The organism is Acidocella sp. (assembly GCF_027352905.1).
Classification (GTDB): Bacteria; Pseudomonadota; Alphaproteobacteria; order Acetobacterales; family Acetobacteraceae; genus Acidocella.
Genome location: NZ_DAIEIF010000035.1, coordinates 51382 through 65290 on the forward strand (window position 1 = coordinate 51382; position 13909 = coordinate 65290).

Annotated in this window: 13 protein-coding genes and 2 tRNA genes; 13 read left to right on the top strand and 2 right to left on the bottom strand. The window is 66.6% G+C overall.

Going from position 1 to position 13909, the window contains the following annotated elements; all coding sequences use genetic code 11:
- The first annotated feature begins 33 nt into the window (after nucleotides 1-33).
- The 6 genes from M7H45_RS06115 to M7H45_RS06140 all read left to right on the top strand — a co-directional run bounded on the left by M7H45_RS06115 (nucleotide 34) and on the right by M7H45_RS06140 (nucleotide 7159).
- Nucleotides 34-1470 (top strand): MmgE/PrpD family protein, encoded by a 1437-nt coding sequence (locus tag M7H45_RS06115; RefSeq protein WP_298215363.1) that lies wholly within the window; start codon nucleotides 34-36, stop codon nucleotides 1468-1470.
- A complete protein-coding gene (locus M7H45_RS06120; protein WP_298215364.1) occupies nucleotides 1463-3082 on the top strand; it encodes a class I adenylate-forming enzyme family protein in 1620 nt (539 codons plus the stop codon). Before M7H45_RS06115 ends, M7H45_RS06120 begins: the two co-directional genes overlap by 8 nt.
- Before the next feature lie 29 nt (nucleotides 3083-3111).
- Complete coding sequence (locus tag M7H45_RS06125; RefSeq protein ID WP_298215365.1) at nucleotides 3112-4311, top strand: thiolase C-terminal domain-containing protein; 1200 nt, start codon at nucleotides 3112-3114, stop codon at nucleotides 4309-4311.
- Nucleotides 4308-4730 carry a Zn-ribbon domain-containing OB-fold protein gene (locus M7H45_RS06130; protein WP_298215366.1) on the top strand — a complete coding sequence of 141 codons (423 nt, stop codon included), beginning with the start codon at nucleotides 4308-4310 and terminating at the stop codon, nucleotides 4728-4730. The genes M7H45_RS06125 and M7H45_RS06130 overlap by 4 nt, the downstream gene beginning before the upstream one ends.
- Before the next feature lie 97 nt (nucleotides 4731-4827).
- Complete coding sequence (locus M7H45_RS06135) at nucleotides 4828-5241, top strand: DUF5335 family protein (protein ID WP_298215367.1); 414 nt, start codon at nucleotides 4828-4830, stop codon at nucleotides 5239-5241.
- A gap of 115 nt (nucleotides 5242-5356) precedes the next feature.
- A complete protein-coding gene (locus M7H45_RS06140; protein ID WP_298215368.1) occupies nucleotides 5357-7159 on the top strand; it encodes a sulfotransferase in 1803 nt (600 codons plus the stop codon).
- Between the two features lie 7 nt (nucleotides 7160-7166).
- Here the strand turns inward: M7H45_RS06140 and M7H45_RS06145 are convergent, their stop codons facing one another.
- Nucleotides 7167-7379: a heavy-metal-associated domain-containing protein gene (locus M7H45_RS06145; RefSeq protein ID WP_298215369.1), complete on the bottom strand. Its 213-nt coding sequence runs from the start codon at nucleotides 7377-7379 to the stop codon at nucleotides 7167-7169.
- Nucleotides 7380-7474: 95 nt separating this feature from the next.
- Between M7H45_RS06145 and M7H45_RS06150 the strand changes: the two genes are divergently transcribed.
- The 4 genes from M7H45_RS06150 to M7H45_RS06165 all read left to right on the top strand — a co-directional run bounded on the left by M7H45_RS06150 (nucleotide 7475) and on the right by M7H45_RS06165 (nucleotide 12708).
- Nucleotides 7475-9550: a cation-translocating P-type ATPase gene (locus M7H45_RS06150; RefSeq protein ID WP_298215370.1), complete on the top strand. Its 2076-nt coding sequence runs from the start codon at nucleotides 7475-7477 to the stop codon at nucleotides 9548-9550.
- Nucleotides 9547-9972: a Cu(I)-responsive transcriptional regulator gene (gene cueR, locus M7H45_RS06155; RefSeq protein WP_298215371.1), complete on the top strand. Its 426-nt coding sequence runs from the start codon at nucleotides 9547-9549 to the stop codon at nucleotides 9970-9972. Before M7H45_RS06150 ends, cueR begins: the two co-directional genes overlap by 4 nt.
- Before the next feature lie 95 nt (nucleotides 9973-10067).
- On the top strand, nucleotides 10068-11612 hold the full coding sequence (locus tag M7H45_RS06160; protein WP_298215372.1) for a DEAD/DEAH box helicase: 1545 nt from the start codon (nucleotides 10068-10070) through the stop codon (nucleotides 11610-11612).
- A 25-nt stretch (nucleotides 11613-11637) separates the two neighbouring features.
- Complete coding sequence (locus M7H45_RS06165) at nucleotides 11638-12708, top strand: class I SAM-dependent RNA methyltransferase (RefSeq protein ID WP_298215373.1); 1071 nt, start codon at nucleotides 11638-11640, stop codon at nucleotides 12706-12708.
- 52 nt (nucleotides 12709-12760) lie between these two features.
- Here the strand turns inward: M7H45_RS06165 and M7H45_RS06170 are convergent.
- Nucleotides 12761-12836: transfer RNA gene (locus M7H45_RS06170), tRNA-Gly, on the bottom strand.
- Nucleotides 12837-13042: 206 nt separating this feature from the next.
- Between M7H45_RS06170 and M7H45_RS06175 the strand changes: the two genes are divergently transcribed.
- From M7H45_RS06175 to nusG, 3 genes are all read left to right on the top strand, one after another.
- Nucleotides 13043-13119 (top strand) — tRNA-Trp (locus tag M7H45_RS06175).
- 52 nt (nucleotides 13120-13171) lie between these two features.
- Nucleotides 13172-13348 carry a preprotein translocase subunit SecE gene (gene secE / locus M7H45_RS06180; protein ID WP_298215374.1) on the top strand — a complete coding sequence of 59 codons (177 nt, stop codon included), beginning with the start codon at nucleotides 13172-13174 and terminating at the stop codon, nucleotides 13346-13348.
- A 19-nt stretch (nucleotides 13349-13367) separates the two neighbouring features.
- The gene (gene nusG, locus M7H45_RS06185; protein ID WP_298215375.1) at nucleotides 13368-13898 is read left to right on the top strand and encodes a transcription termination/antitermination protein NusG; all 531 of its coding nucleotides are present in this window, start codon (nucleotides 13368-13370) and stop codon (nucleotides 13896-13898) included.
- The last annotated feature ends 11 nt before the right edge of the window (nucleotides 13899-13909 follow it).

Here is a 13909-nt window from a genome sequence, read left to right on the forward strand (position 1 = left end):
TTTAGGCGCAGGACAAGGAGAGGAAACGCAACCATGGCGCAAGAGTCGCTCACCCCCCGGCTGGCCGCCTTCATTGCCTCGGCGGACTTTGCAGATCTGCCCGCATCCACGGCGGACAAAGCCGCCGCCGCCATTCTCGACACGCTGGCCGTGCTGGTGGCGGGCGGGGGCGAGGCGCCGGTGACGCTTCTGGACGCGGCGTTGGACCCTGCCGGGCAGGGCGGCATCGCCTCGCCCTGGAGCGGTAAATCCCTGAGCCCGGAAGACGCGGCGCTGCTCTACGGCATGGCCTCCCATATTCTCGATTACGACGATGTTTGCATGCTGGGCGTCTGCCATCCCAGCGCGCCCATTCTCTCCGCCCTGCTGGCGGCGCTGCCCCAGGCCGCCGCCCAAGGCCCGGTTTCCGGCGCGCGGCTGCAACTCGCCTTTTGCGTTGGCACGGAGGTGATGACCCGCATCGGCGAGGGGCTGGGCTTCCGGCCCTATGCGCTCGGCTTTCATACCACCGCCATACTGGGCACGCTGGGTGCCGCCGCCGCCGTGGCCAAGCTGCGCGGCATGGCGGCCCAGCCCGCCGCCCATGCCCTCGCCATCGCCGCCAGCATGGCGGCGGGACTGCGGAAGAATTTTGGCAGCATGGTCAAGCCGCTGCATGTGGGGTTGGCGGCGCAGAACGGGGTGCGCGCGGCGCGGCTGGCGGCGGCGGGCATTACCGGCAGCGCCGAACCCTTCGAGGCGGATGCGTTTCTGCAAGCCTATTCCGGCGGCGAGACGGACATCTGGCCGGGCGGCATCCGCTTCGGCGCGCCGTTTTCCATCGAATCTCCCGGCTTCAGCCAAAAATTATTTCCCTGCTGCTACATGCTGCATAAAATGATCGCCGCCACGCTGGAATTGCGCGCGCGGACGCCCTGCACGCCGGAGCAACTCGCCCGCGCCGTCGTGCACATGCCCAAGGGCGGCGGCGCCCCGCTGATCCATCCGCGCCCCCGCACCGGGCTGCACGCGAAATTCAGCGCGCCTTACGCCATTCTCGCCAGCCTGCTCGATGGCCGTATCGGGCTGGAGAGCTTCACCGATGCGGCGGTCATGCGCCCCGCCATCCAAACCCGGCTCGCCGATGTGGAGCTGGTGGAAAGCGATACGGCGCCCCTCCAGGGCTCGGATATCGACCAGCCGGTGACGGTGACCCTCACCTTGCGCGATGGCAGCGTGCTGACCCATACCGTTGAGCATGCTCCCGGCGCGGCGGCCAGCCCGCTCACCCGCGCGCAGCTGGGCGCCAAATGGACAGATTGTCTGCGCCACGGCCACCCCGCGTTAACCCAGCCCCAGGCGGAAAAATTCTTCGCCGAGGGCTGCCGCCTCGCGGAGATGGCGGATGTCTCGGGCTGGCTTGGCGCCGTTCTCAATCCCGCCAGGACAATCATCTCTAATCCCCGCCCGAAGGAAACGCGCCATGGATAACATTACTCTCACTGATACCGACCGCTTCGCGCTCGAAAAAAATCTCGCGACGCGCGTCAATGTCGGCGATATGCTCACCCGTAGCGCCGCGCGAGACCCGCATAAGACCGCGCTCGTCCAAGGGGAGCGCCGCCTCTCCTACCGGGAGTTCAACGACTACGCCAACCGCCTCGCCAACGCCCTGCTCGCACGCGGCTACCGCCCTGGGGACGCGCTGGGGCTGATGTGCGGCAATTGCATCGAGTTTCTCGCTGTATATTACGCCTGCGCCAAGATCGGCGTGATCTGCACACCCATCAATCTATTCTGGCGGCGGGGTGAGATCAGCTATGTCTTCAACCATGCCCGCGTGCGCGGCATCGCGGTGCAGGAGCGCTGGCTGGACGAACTTGGCCACGCCCTGCCTGATATTCCCTTGGCGCGCGATATCATCGTCATCGAGGAGGGCAGAGGGGCAAGACTCGACCTGCCGGCGCATTGCGAGGCGCTGTCCTTTGCCCGGCTTTGCGCGGCGGCGGACAGCTCCAACCCCGAAGTTCTGGTCGAAGACCGTGCCCCACTCTCCTATCTCTACACCAGCGGCACCACTTCCGCGCCCAAGGGCGTGGTGGGCAATCATCTTGCCATCTATGTGCAAACCCTCAATGTCATCATCGATATCCAGCTTACCGCCAATGACAGGCTGGCCGCGATGATGCCAATGTTTCATACCGCGCAGCTCAATGGGTTCTGCACCACCGCCATCGCCAATAACGCCACGATCTATATTCTCGAGGCATTTGAGCCCAAGGCGCTGCTCGATCTGATCGATGCCGAGAAAATCTCGCTGATGTTCGCCCTGCCGATGATGTACCGCGCTATGATGGAGGAACAATTACGCGCACCCCGGAATGTCTCCAGCATGCGGCGGATGATCTATGCCATGGCGCCGATGCCCGATGACGATGTCCGTAAATTGATGGACATGTTCAAATGCGAATTGTCGCTGTTGTTCGGCCAGACGGAGATGAGTCCCGCCTCCACCTGTTTCCGGCCCGAGCATCAGCTCACCCATCCCGGCGCCATCGGCCACCCCATGATCAATGTCGAGGTCGGGATCGTCGATGAGAACGATCAGCTGCTGCCCTGGGGGCAGACGGGCGAGATCGTCTATCGCAGCCCGCATCTGCTCACCGAATATTTGCGCGATGAGGAGGCGACCCGCAAAGGCTTCCGCAAGGGCTGGTTTCATTCCGGCGATGTCGGCCATTTCGACGAAACCGGCATGTTGTGGTTCGATGACCGCAGCAAGGACGTCATCAAATCCGGCGGCGAGAACGTCGCCTCCATCGAGGTGGAGAAGGCGCTTTACGCCATCGAGCCGAAGCTGTTGGAGGTGGTGGTGGTGGGCGTGCCGCATGAGCGCTGGGGCGAGGCGATCACCGCCGTCGCCACGGTGCGCGAGGGCGAGACAGTGGATCCGGAGGATGTGCTCGCCCGGCTGCGCTCCAAGCTCAGCCCGTTCAAATGCCCGAAGGCGCTGATTCTGGTGGACGCCATGCCGCGCACCGCGACCGGCAAGGTGCAGAAAAACGAGGTGCGGAAGAATTACGCGGATTATTTCCGCGCCTGACCAATGATGATCGAAGGGAGTGACGGATCGTGACGACACAGACAAAGCCCGCCGCGCGGGGGATTCGCGGCAAAACCGCGATCATCGGCGCGGGTATATCCGAGGTCGGCAGGGTTCCGGGCCGCAGCGCCATGGCCCTCGCTGCCCAGGCGGCGTTGCGCGCCATGGCGGATGCGGGCATCTCGCGGGATGAGATCGACGGCGTGCTCTCCAGCGTCGCCTTTGCCGCGCCCTTTCACCGCTTCAGCGTCGCCATCAGCGAATATCTGGGCATTCAGCCAAAATTCTCCAATACGCTGCAAGTCTCCGGCGCCACCGCGGCGACCATGTTCAACATCGCCGCCGCCGCCATCGCGGGCGGGCTGGCGGAGACGGTGCTGATCGTCGGTGGGGACAGCCTGCTCTCCGGTCTCACACCCGATCTCGCCTTGCGCTCGATGACCGAGAGCCGCGACCAGCAATATGAAATGCCGTTCGGCATCCCCGTGTCCAATACATTCGCGATGACCGCGCACCGGCACATGAAGGAGTTTGGCACTACAGCGGAACAATTTGCCCAGGTGGCGGTGATTCACCGCGAGCATGCGCGCCGCACCCCCAACGCGCAGATGACGCAGCCGATCACGGTGGAAGACGTGCTCAATTCGGGCTGGGTCGCAACGCCCTATCACAAGCTGGATTGCTCGCTGATCTCCGACGGCGGCGGAGCCTTCATCGTCACCTCGGCGGAGCGGGCGAAATCGCTCGGCATCGAGCGGCCGGTTTATATTCTCGGCGGCGGCGAGTTTTACACGCATGAGCACATCTTCCTCATGCCCTCCCTCACCACCACCGGGGCGGTGCAATCCAGCGCCGCCGCCTACGCCATGGCGGGGTACGGACCCGGCGACATGGACGTGGCGGGCGTCTATGATTGCTTCACCGGCACGGTGATCATGATGCTGGAGGATCTCGGCTTCTGCCCGAAAGGCGAGGGAGGCCGGTTCGTCGAGGATGGCCAGATCACCTATGGCGGGGCGATTCCCTGCAACACCCATGGCGGTCTGCTTTCCTTTGCCCATTCCGGCATGCCGGGCTCGCTCTTCCATTTCTACGAGGTCGTAAACCAGCTGCGCGGCCTCTGCGGCCCGCGCCAGGTGCCCGATGCCGCGCTCGGCCTTGTGCATAGCCTCGGCGCTGGCTTCGCCACCAACGCAACCACCATTCTCGGCACGGAGGCCACGCTATGAACCCGGTGAAGGACGCCCATATCAAGCCGCTCCCCACGCCGGATGGCGATTCCGAGGCCTATTGGCAGGGGCTCAAGCGCGGCCAGATTCTCTTGCAGCATTGCCTGGATTGCGGCCATTTACAGGTCTATCAGGAATCGATCTGCCGCACCTGTACCAGCGAGCGGCTTGAACACCGCGCCGCCAGCGGGCGCGGCAAAATCCATTCCTTCAGCGTCGTCTACCGGGCGCCCGGTCCCGCCTTCAAGAACGACACGCCCTATGCGGTGATCCTGGTCGAGCTTGAGGAGGGCGTGCGGATGATCAGTTCGATGGTCGAATGCCCGGTGGAGGATGTCGCTTTCGACATGCCGGTCGAGCTGGTTTGCGACCCGGTGGCCGAGGATGTGGTGCTCCCCCGCTTCCGCCCGCGCCGCTGAGCCGCGCATAAAACCCGGTATCCCGCGGCCCGCCCCTGGATAAGACGGCGCGGGCTGCTTATTTCAGCCTGGCATCCAAACACCAGAAGGAGCGGGCATGGCTAAACAGGAACTCACCAAAGCGCGCTGGAGCACCTATTTCGACACGCTGGCGCATATTCTGCGCGGGCAGACGGTCAACGCCCGGCTAACGATTCCGAGCGAGGGCGGACGTGTGGAGGCCGATTGGCGGCGGCTGGAAGGCATCACCTACGACCATAAGGACGATGTGCTGATCATCGATTTGCCAGGGCTGGAGCATATCATCCGCGCCCCGCAGAGCATCCGTGCCGAGGCTGGCGATAACGAGCTGCGCCGGCTGGAGGTCACCGACAAAGAGAGTACGATTTCCGCCGTCGAGTTCGATCCCGCCGTGCCGATGGTCGAAACCGGCGCCAGTCAGGACAAGGTGGATGAAGCGGGCAAGGAGACCTTTCCCGCCAGCGATCCGCCGCCCTGGTCCGGACGTTAATCTCCGCTCCCCGGCTCTAAGACTTTAACTTAGAGCACGGCCCTCCGCTCTGATGAGAGCATCAGCGCGGAGGGTACTCTAGGCGCGGCGCCGGAGCGCCGTTACAGTTCCGGAAATGGTTGATCTTTCCCCTTGCGCCTGCGGCTCCGGCCTGCGGCGGCTGCGCTGCTGCGGGCTGGATGCCGCCGGGCTGAGCCCGCCCGGGGCGAGCGCGGTTCTCGCCCCCCTGCTGGCCGAGGCGGAGGCCGCCCTCGCGGCGGGGGAGACCGAGACCGCCGCTGGCAAAACCCGGCAGGCTCTGGAGCTCGCCCCGGGATGGGAGGAAGCGCTGATCCTCTTATTCCGTATCTGCCGGGCGACTGGCCAGCACGAGGCGGCGGAGGCGCTCATCCGCCGGGTGGTGACGCTCAACCCCAACCATTTCTGGGCAACGAACGAACTCACCCTGCTTCTGCTGGCCAAGGGCGCGCTGGCCGAGGCCGAGCTCCACGCCCGCAACGCCGTGCGCATCGCCCCGCAAAACGCCCAGGCTCATAATCTCATGGGGCTCGCTCTCACCGAGGCCAACCGGCCGCTGGTTGGCGAGTATCATTACCGGCGGGTGCTGGAACTCGCCCAGGGCGAGGAGCCGGTCACCCTCGCCAATCTCGCCTGGAATTTGAAAACCCAGGGCCGCATGGCGGAGGCGCGGGCGCTCTACCAGCGTTCCATGGCGCTCAAACCGGATGTGCCGCAGACCATTCTCGGCTACGCGAAACTGGAGGAGGCGGACCGGCAGTTCACCAGGGCGCTGGAATTGCTGGATCTGGCGGAGCGCCTGCTGCCCGCCAACTCCTCCCTGCAACTCGTCCGCGCCACCATTCTCGCCCGGCTCAAGCGCCATGAAGAGGCCCTTGCCCTGCTCGACCGCCCCGGCGAGGAGAGCCTCGGACCTTCCGAGCTTTCTGAAAAAGGCCGGCTGCTCGACGCGATGGGCCGCCACGACGAGGCTTTCGCCTGTTTCCGTCAGGGCAAGGCCCGGGCGCTGGAGCTGGGCGCGCCCCGCTACATGGCGGCGGCGGCGGCGGAAATGGCGGCGCGGCTGCAAGGCTTCTTCACCGCCCGGCGGCTTAAAACCCTGCCGGTGGCGGCGCGGCGGCCGGACACGCCCCAGCCGGTGTTCATTCTCGGCTTTCCCCGCTCCGGCACCACCCTCATCGAGCAGACGCTCAGCGTCCATCCGCAGATCGCGGCCGGGGATGAGCTTCCCTTCATCAACGATATCACCGCCCTCATGCCGCGCCTGTTCGCCAGCCCGCTTACCTATCCCGAGGCGCTGGCGGAACTATGGATGGGCGACCAGCGCGACGGGCTGGAGGAATTGCGGGATTATTACCTCAACCGCGCCCGCAAGGCGGGGCTGTTCCGGGAAGGGGCGGCCTTCTTCACCGACAAAATGCCGCTCAACGAGACGCATCTCGGCCTTATCGCGCTGCTATTTCCGGAGTCGCCGGTCATCCATGTGCTGCGCCATCCGCTCGATGTGGTGCTCTCGGCCTATTCCAACCATCTCACCCATGGCTATTTCTGCGCGGCGGAGCTGGAAAGCATCGCCCAGCATTACGTTCTCATCGCCGGGCTGGTCGCGCATTACCGCGAGAACGTTCCCGCCCGCTATCTTGCCCTCCGTTATGAGGACATGGTGAACGGGCAGGAGAGGGAGGTCCGCAATCTCCTCGATTTCATCGGGGTCGGGTTTGATCCGCGCTGCCTCGCTTTCGAGGAGAACACGCGCTACGCCCGCACCGCCTCCTACGCCCAGGTGACCGAGAAGCTCTATGATCGCTCGCGCTACCGTTACCGGGCCTATCTCTCCCATCTCGCCCCGGCGGTGGAGATCTTGCGCCCGGTCATCACCCGGCTGGGTTACGAGATCTGACTTGCCCTCAGCCGGGCGCCGCGCTGAACCCCGCCGCCTCGATCGCGGCCGCATAGGTGGATTGCGCGGCCGCGCCACTCACGCTCACCTGCTTGGCGGCGAGATCGGCCCGCACCTCGGCCGCCGGATCAACCCGGTGGATCGCCTGGGTGATGGCATGGACGCAATGGCCGCAATCCATGTCGGGAACGTTGAAGCGAAGCTCTGGCGCGGCGGACATGGCTGGTCTCCTGTTGCTTGCCGGCAGATAGAAGCCGCACCGCGCCAGCGTCAAGGCATTGACCTTACCACAATGGGAGGGTGGTATAAGGGGATATGGACCAGACCCTCCCGCCCGAACGTGAAATCGAGCTCGCCATTGGCGGGATGAGTTGCGCCAGCTGCGTGGCGCGGGTGGAAAAAGTTCTGCAACGCGTGCCGGGCGTGCATGATGTCGCGGTCAATCTCGCCACCGAGCAGGCGCTGGTGAAGGCGGCGCCCGGCGTGAGCCTCGACGCCTTGCGGGAGGCGGTAGAAAAGGCGGGTTATACCGCCCGCCTGGCGGCGGGCTCCCGGCCGGATGGCTCCCGGCGCGAGGCGCTGGAGCTTCTCGCCGCCATTCTGCTTTCCCTGCCGGTGGTGCTGGCCATGTGGCTGCCGGTTGCCGCCTGGGCGCAACTCGCCTGCGCCGGCCTCGTGCAATTCTGGCTGGGAGCGCGCTTCTACCGCGCCGGCTTCGCCGCCTTGCGGGCGGGCACCGGCAATATGGATCTGCTGGTGGCGCTGGGCACCTCCGCCGCCTTCGGCCTCTCTCTCTGGAACCAGTTCACCGCCGCGCCGCTGTATTACGAGAGTTCGGTGGCGGTGATCACCCTGGTGCGGCTCGGCAAATATCTGGAGGGGCGGGCCAAGCGCGAGGCCGCGCGCGCCGTGCTCGGCCTGCGCCGTCTGCGGCCGGAACGGGCGCATCTGGCGGGGGGCGGCGAGATCGCGGTGTCCGCCCTGCGCCCCGGCGATGAAATCCTCATCCGTCCGGGGGAGCGCGTGCCAGTGGATGGCACGGTGCGGGAGGGCGAGGGCAGCGTGGATGAAAGCCCCGTCACCGGCGAGGCGTTGCCCCAGCCGCGCGGCCCGGGGGCGAAATTGCTGGCGGGCACGCTGAATCTGGACGGAGTGCTGCGCCTTGCCGTCACCGCGCCGCCGGGCGAAAGCTTCCTCGACCGCATGGCCCGGCTCATCGACCAGGCCCAGGCGGCCAAGCCGCGCGTCCAGCGTCTGGCGGACCGGGTTTCGGCCTGGTTTGTGCCGGTGGTGGTGGGCCTCGCCCTCCTCACCTTTCTCGGCTGGATGCTGCATGGCGCCAGCTTCGCCCCGGCGCTCATCGCCGCTGTCTCCGTGCTGGTCATCGCCTGCCCCTGCGCCCTGGGCCTGGCCACCCCGGCGGCGATTCTCGCGGGCACGGGCGCCGCGGCCCGGTCCGGCATCCTGTTCCGCGACCCTGACGCGCTGGAGGCGGCGGCCAAGGCGGATGTGATGGTGTTCGACAAGACCGGCACGCTCACCACCGGCGCGCCGCGTCTGGTCGTGGTCAAGCCGCTAGGGGATCTCGGGGAGGCTCGGCTGCGCGCCATCGCCGCCGCCCTGGCGGCGGCAGACACGCACCCGCTCTCTCTGGCGCTGCGCCAGGAGGGCGCGTCCCCGGCCGCGAACTTCAAATCCCTGCCTGGCAAGGGCGTGGAGGGGATGGTGGATGGCCAGCTCTACCGGCTCGGCTCCGCCCGGCTCATCCCCGCCGCGCCCGAGCAGGCCGATTCGCTCACCTGGTCCTATCTCGCCGATGCGCGGGGCGCGCCGCTCGGCGCCTTCGGCTTTGCCGACACCCCCCGCCCCGGCGCCGCCGAGGCCGTCGGCCGGCTGCGCGCCGCCGGGGTGGAACCGCTGCTGCTCACGGGGGACCGCCGCGCGGCGGCCAAGGCGCTGGCGGACGAGCTTGGCATCAGCCGCGTCATCGCCGAGGCCACGCCCGAGCGCAAGCGTGAGGTCATAGAGACCCTGCGGCGCGAGGGCCGCAAGGTGGCGATGCTGGGCGATGGCATCAACGATGCCGCCGCCCTGGCCGCCGCCGATGCGGGAATGGCGATGGGGCAGGGGGCGGATGTGGCCATCGAGGCCGCCGCCATCTCGCTCTTGCGCCCGGATCCGCGCCTCGCCCCGGCGGCGCTGGATCTCGCCCGGCGCACCTGGCGCATCCTGCGCGAGGGGCTGTTCTGGGCCCTCATCTATAACGCGCTGGGCATCCCCGCCGCGGCTTGCGGGTTGCTCAGCCCCGCCATCGCCGGCGGGGCCATGGCGGCCTCCTCCCTCTGCGTGCTGGGCAACGCCATGCGGCTTCGTTATTGGAAAGCGCAATGACTCTCGTTACCATCGCCCAGGCTTCGGCCATCACCGGCATCTCCGCCAAGATGATCCGGCATTACGAAAGCATAGGCCTCATCGCCGCCCCCCTGCGCACGGAAAACCGCTACCGCCATTACAGCGACTCCGACCTGCACGATCTCGGATTCATCCGCCGGTCGCGGGATCTCGGCTTTTCCTTCGAGGATATCCGCCAGCTTCTCTCCCTCTGGCGAGACCGGGGCCGCTCCTCCGCCGAGGTCAAGGCCATCGCCCTGCGCCATATCGCGGAGCTGGACCAGAAAGCCGCCGCCCTCGCGGCGATGAGCCGGACGCTCAAACGTCTCGCCGCCTCCTGCCATGGCGATGACCGGCCCGATTGCCCGATCCTGGAGGCGCTCGACCCGCCTTTCATTACCGAAACGCACACCAATCCTTGACTTCCCGGCGCGGTTTGACGATACGGGGCGCATTGAAACGGGCGCTGGACGCGCTCGGCGCCCTGGCGCGCCCCCGGCCACGAGAGACGCTATTTTTGTCTGACACACATAAGCCTGAAACTGCCGACCTCCCGGACGCGGCGACGCCGCCCGCGGAAACACCCGGCGATACCGCCGCCTCCCCCGGTTTCGCGGCGCTCGGCCTCTCCGAGCCGATTTTGCGGGCGCTGGAGGAGAAGGGTTATTCCCAGCCCACCCCCATCCAGGCCCAGGCCATCCCGGTGGTGCTGATGGGGCGGGACGTGCTGGGCGTCGCCCAGACCGGCACCGGCAAAACAGCCGGCTTCACCCTGCCGATGCTCGACATTCTGCGCGGCACGCGGGCGCGGGCCCGGATGCCGCGCTCCCTCATCCTGGAGCCGACGCGCGAACTCGCCCTGCAGGTGGCGGAAAACTTCGTCCAATATGGCAAGAACCTCAAATTCAACCATGCTCTACTCATCGGCGGGGAGAGCATGGCCGAGCAGAAGGACGCGCTCACCAAGGGCGTGGACGTGCTCATCGCCACGCCGGGGCGGCTGATCGACCTGTTCGAGCGCGGCGGCTTGCTGCTCACCGACGTGCGGGTGCTGGTCATCGACGAGGCCGACCGCATGCTCGACATGGGCTTCATCCCGGATATCGAGCGTATCGTCTCGCTGTTGCCACGCAAGCGCCAGACCCTGTTTTTCTCCGCCACCATGGCGCCGGAGATCCGCCGCCTGGCGGATGCCTTCCTCAACGATCCCCAGGAGATCAAGGTCTCCCGCCCGGCCACGGTCGCCTCCACCATCACCACCGGCCTCGTGCTGGTGAACGAGCACGATAAGCGGGAGGCGCTGCGCCGGCTGCTGCGCCGGGAGGAGGTGCATAACGCCCTCGTCTTCTCCAACCGCAAGCGCGATGTGGACATTCTGCTCAAATCCCTGCTCCGCCATGGTTTCGCCGCCGGGGCGCTGCATGGGGATCTGCCTCAGAGCGTGCGCTTCGCCACGCTGGAGAAATTCAAGGCGGGCGAGATTCAAATTCTCGTCTGCTCGGATGTCGCGGCGCGCGGCATCGACATCGGCGGCCTCTCCCACGTGTTCAATTTCGATGTGCCCCACCACGCGGAGGATTACGTTCACCGTATCGGCCGCACCGGCCGCGCCGGGCGCGAGGGCCATGCCTATACCCTGGCCACGCCGGAGGACCGGCTGGCGGTGGAGGCGATCGAGAAGCTGATCGGCGCGCCGATCCCGCGCATCGCGATCGAGGGACTCGATCCTACCGAATGGTCGGAGGAGACGGGCCGCAAGCGCGGTCGCGGCGGCCGCAGGGACAGGGACAAGGCCCCCGCCCGTCCTAAGGAGAAAGAGAAGGAAAAGGGCAGGGAGCGCAAATCCGCCAAGGAGGAGGGCAAACCCGCCAAGCCCGAGCGTGAGCATGAGCGCGAGCGCGCTCGCGGGCGCGCCCCCCTGCGCGAGCGGGCGGAGGAAGACCAGGGCGCGCCGGTGCGCGGCTTTGGCGGCGAGATTCCCGCCTTCATGCTGCTGCCCCGCTTCGCTGAAGGCAAGGGCGGCAAGCCGGACGCCACGCCCCCGGGCGAGGAAGCCGCCTGACCGGCCTCAAGGCGAGGGCGGGCAGATGGCCCATTGTATTCATTACGGTGTCTGCGGCGGCTGCGTCAGCGACGATCCTGACGCGCCGGATAAGCGCGCCCTGCTGCGCGAGGCTTTGGCCCGGGCGGGCTACGGAGATGCGGCGGTCGCGCCGCTGGCGCGGGTGCCCTGGCATTCCCGCCGCCGGGTGGATCTGGCGGCGCGGCGCCATGGCGCGGAGATCAGTCTGGGGCTGCACCGCGCCCGCTCGCCCGAGGTGGCGGATATGCGGGAATGCGCTCTGCTGCGCCCCGAGCTTCTCGGTTTATTGCCCCCCTTGCGCGCCCTGCTGCGCGGGCTGCAAGCCTTCCGCCGGGCGGCGGAACTCGCCGCCAACTGGCTCGATAACGGGGCGGATATTCTCCTGCGCCTCGATGCGCCGCTCACCCCGCCGGACCGCGCCCGCCTCGTCGAGTTCGCCAAAGCCCAGGCGATTCCCCGGCTTTCGGTGAGTCTGGCGGGGGGCGAGGCGGAGCCAATCGCCATCCTCGCCACGCCGGTGCTGCGTTTCGCCGGCGTCGCGGTCTCGCCGCCGCCCGGGGCGTTTCTGCAAGCCTGCCCGGAGGGCGAGACCGCGATCACCGCCGCCATTCTCGCCGGCTTGCCGGAGATGCGCCCCCGTTCCCGCATCGTCGAATTATATTCCGGCTGCGGCACCTTCACCTTCCCGCTGGCGCAAATCGCCCGGGTGGAGGCGTACGAGGCCGGGGCCGCCGCGGCGGCGGCGGCGGAGCGCGCGGCCCGGGGCGCGGGGCTGGCGGGGCGGGTGAGCGTCAAACGGCGTGATTTGCGGCGCCAGCCGCTGCTGCCCCGCGAATTGCGGGGAGCGGCGGCGGTGGTGCTGGATCCGCCTTTCGCCGGGTCCGGCCCGCAAATCCATCACCTCGCCGCCGCGCAAATCCCCAGCATCGTTTATGTGAGCTGCAATCCCGCCGCCTTGGCGCGCGAGGCCGCCGTTCTCCGCCAGGCGGGCTACACCCTGGCGAGCGCCACGCCCATCGACCAGTTTCTCTATTCGGAAAACGTCGAAAGCGTCCTGAATTTCACGAAGAGCTAAGCAATGAGCTTGCCATACGTTCGATCATTTATAGCATATGTGCATGGTAAGATGGAGCGGACGACGAGGTTCGAACTCGCGACATTCAGATTGGAAATCTGAGGCTCTACCAGCTGAGCTACGTCCGCGCTGGCTTGTTTGATAATCAGGTCTTCCCGCCTGCGCAAGGGGGATCAAACCGAACTTGAACAGAATGGAAACGGCCCCGCGGTTCAGATGTTCCCCCTGGCTGCGCGGGTTCGGTTTCCCTCGCGTCCGGCGAGGCCCAGGCCGTTGCGGGTCTTGACATACGGCGCGGCAAAGTGTGGAAAGCGCTTCCCATGCTGGTACGGATAGGGGCGTAGCTCAATTGGTTAGAGCGCCGGTCTCCAAAACCGGAGGTTGAGAGTTCGAGACCCTCCGCCCCTGCCATCCCTCTCCCAGCGAAATAAGTTTTGGAGTTTGATCGGTCTTGGCGTTCGATATGCTGAAATTCGCCCGGGAGGTGCGTGCCGAGGCGTCCCGCGTCACCTGGCCCACCGCCAAGGAGACCATGCAGGTCACTGGTCTCGTGCTCGCCATGGTGGTCGCCACGGCTTTGTTCTTTCTGGCGGTTGACGGTATAATCGGCACGGCCACGCGCGCTCTTTTCGGCGCCTGACCGGGTGAGGGAAATTTTGATGGCCAAGCGCTGGTACGTGCTGCATGTCTATTCCGGCTTTGAAAAAAAAGTCGCCCAGCAGATCAAAGAGCAGGCGGAGCTGAAGGGGTATGCCGATTTAATCGGCGAGATCGTGGTGCCGACCGAGGAGGTCACGGAGATCCGCCGCGCCCAGAAGGTCAATACCGAACGCAAATTCTTCCCCGGCTATGTGCTCATCAACATGGAAATGACGGATGACACCTGGCATCTGGTGAAGGACATTCCCAAGGTCACCGGCTTTCTGGGCAGCCGCAACAAGCCGAGCCCGATCAGCAATGCCGAGGCCGAGCGCATCATGAAGCAGCAGGCGGAGGGGACCGAGCAGCGCCGCCCCGCCGTGCTCTTCGAGATCGGCGAGCAGGTCCGCGTCGCCGATGGTCCGTTCACCAGCTTCAACGGGGTCGTCGAGGATGTGGATGAGGAAAAGGGCCGGGTGAAGGTCTCGGTCTCCATCTTCGGCCGCTCGACCCCCGTGGATCTGGAATACGGGCAGGTGGAAAAACTTTAACCGCGCCGCCT

Bases quoted from the DNA above. Each gene is read 5' to 3' on its own strand.
- cueR (WP_298215371.1), top strand. From the start codon at position 9,547: ATGACTCTCGTTACCATCGCCCAGGCTTCGGCCATCACCGGCATCTCC.
- M7H45_RS06120 (WP_298215364.1), top strand. From the start codon at position 1,463: ATGGATAACATTACTCTCACTGATACCGACCGCTTCGCGCTCGAAAAA.
- M7H45_RS06140 (WP_298215368.1), top strand. From the start codon at position 5,357: ATGGTTGATCTTTCCCCTTGCGCCTGCGGCTCCGGCCTGCGGCGGCTG.
- M7H45_RS06115 (WP_298215363.1), top strand. From the start codon at position 34: ATGGCGCAAGAGTCGCTCACCCCCCGGCTGGCCGCCTTCATTGCCTCG.
- M7H45_RS06130 (WP_298215366.1), top strand. From the start codon at position 4,308: ATGAACCCGGTGAAGGACGCCCATATCAAGCCGCTCCCCACGCCGGAT.
- nusG (WP_298215375.1), top strand. From the start codon at position 13,368: ATGGCCAAGCGCTGGTACGTGCTGCATGTCTATTCCGGCTTTGAAAAA.
- M7H45_RS06145 (WP_298215369.1), bottom strand. From the start codon at position 7,379: ATGTCCGCCGCGCCAGAGCTTCGCTTCAACGTTCCCGACATGGATTGC.
- secE (WP_298215374.1), top strand. From the start codon at position 13,172: ATGCTGAAATTCGCCCGGGAGGTGCGTGCCGAGGCGTCCCGCGTCACC.
- M7H45_RS06150 (WP_298215370.1), top strand. From the start codon at position 7,475: ATGGACCAGACCCTCCCGCCCGAACGTGAAATCGAGCTCGCCATTGGC.
- M7H45_RS06135 (WP_298215367.1), top strand. From the start codon at position 4,828: ATGGCTAAACAGGAACTCACCAAAGCGCGCTGGAGCACCTATTTCGAC.
- M7H45_RS06165 (WP_298215373.1), top strand. From the start codon at position 11,638: ATGGCCCATTGTATTCATTACGGTGTCTGCGGCGGCTGCGTCAGCGAC.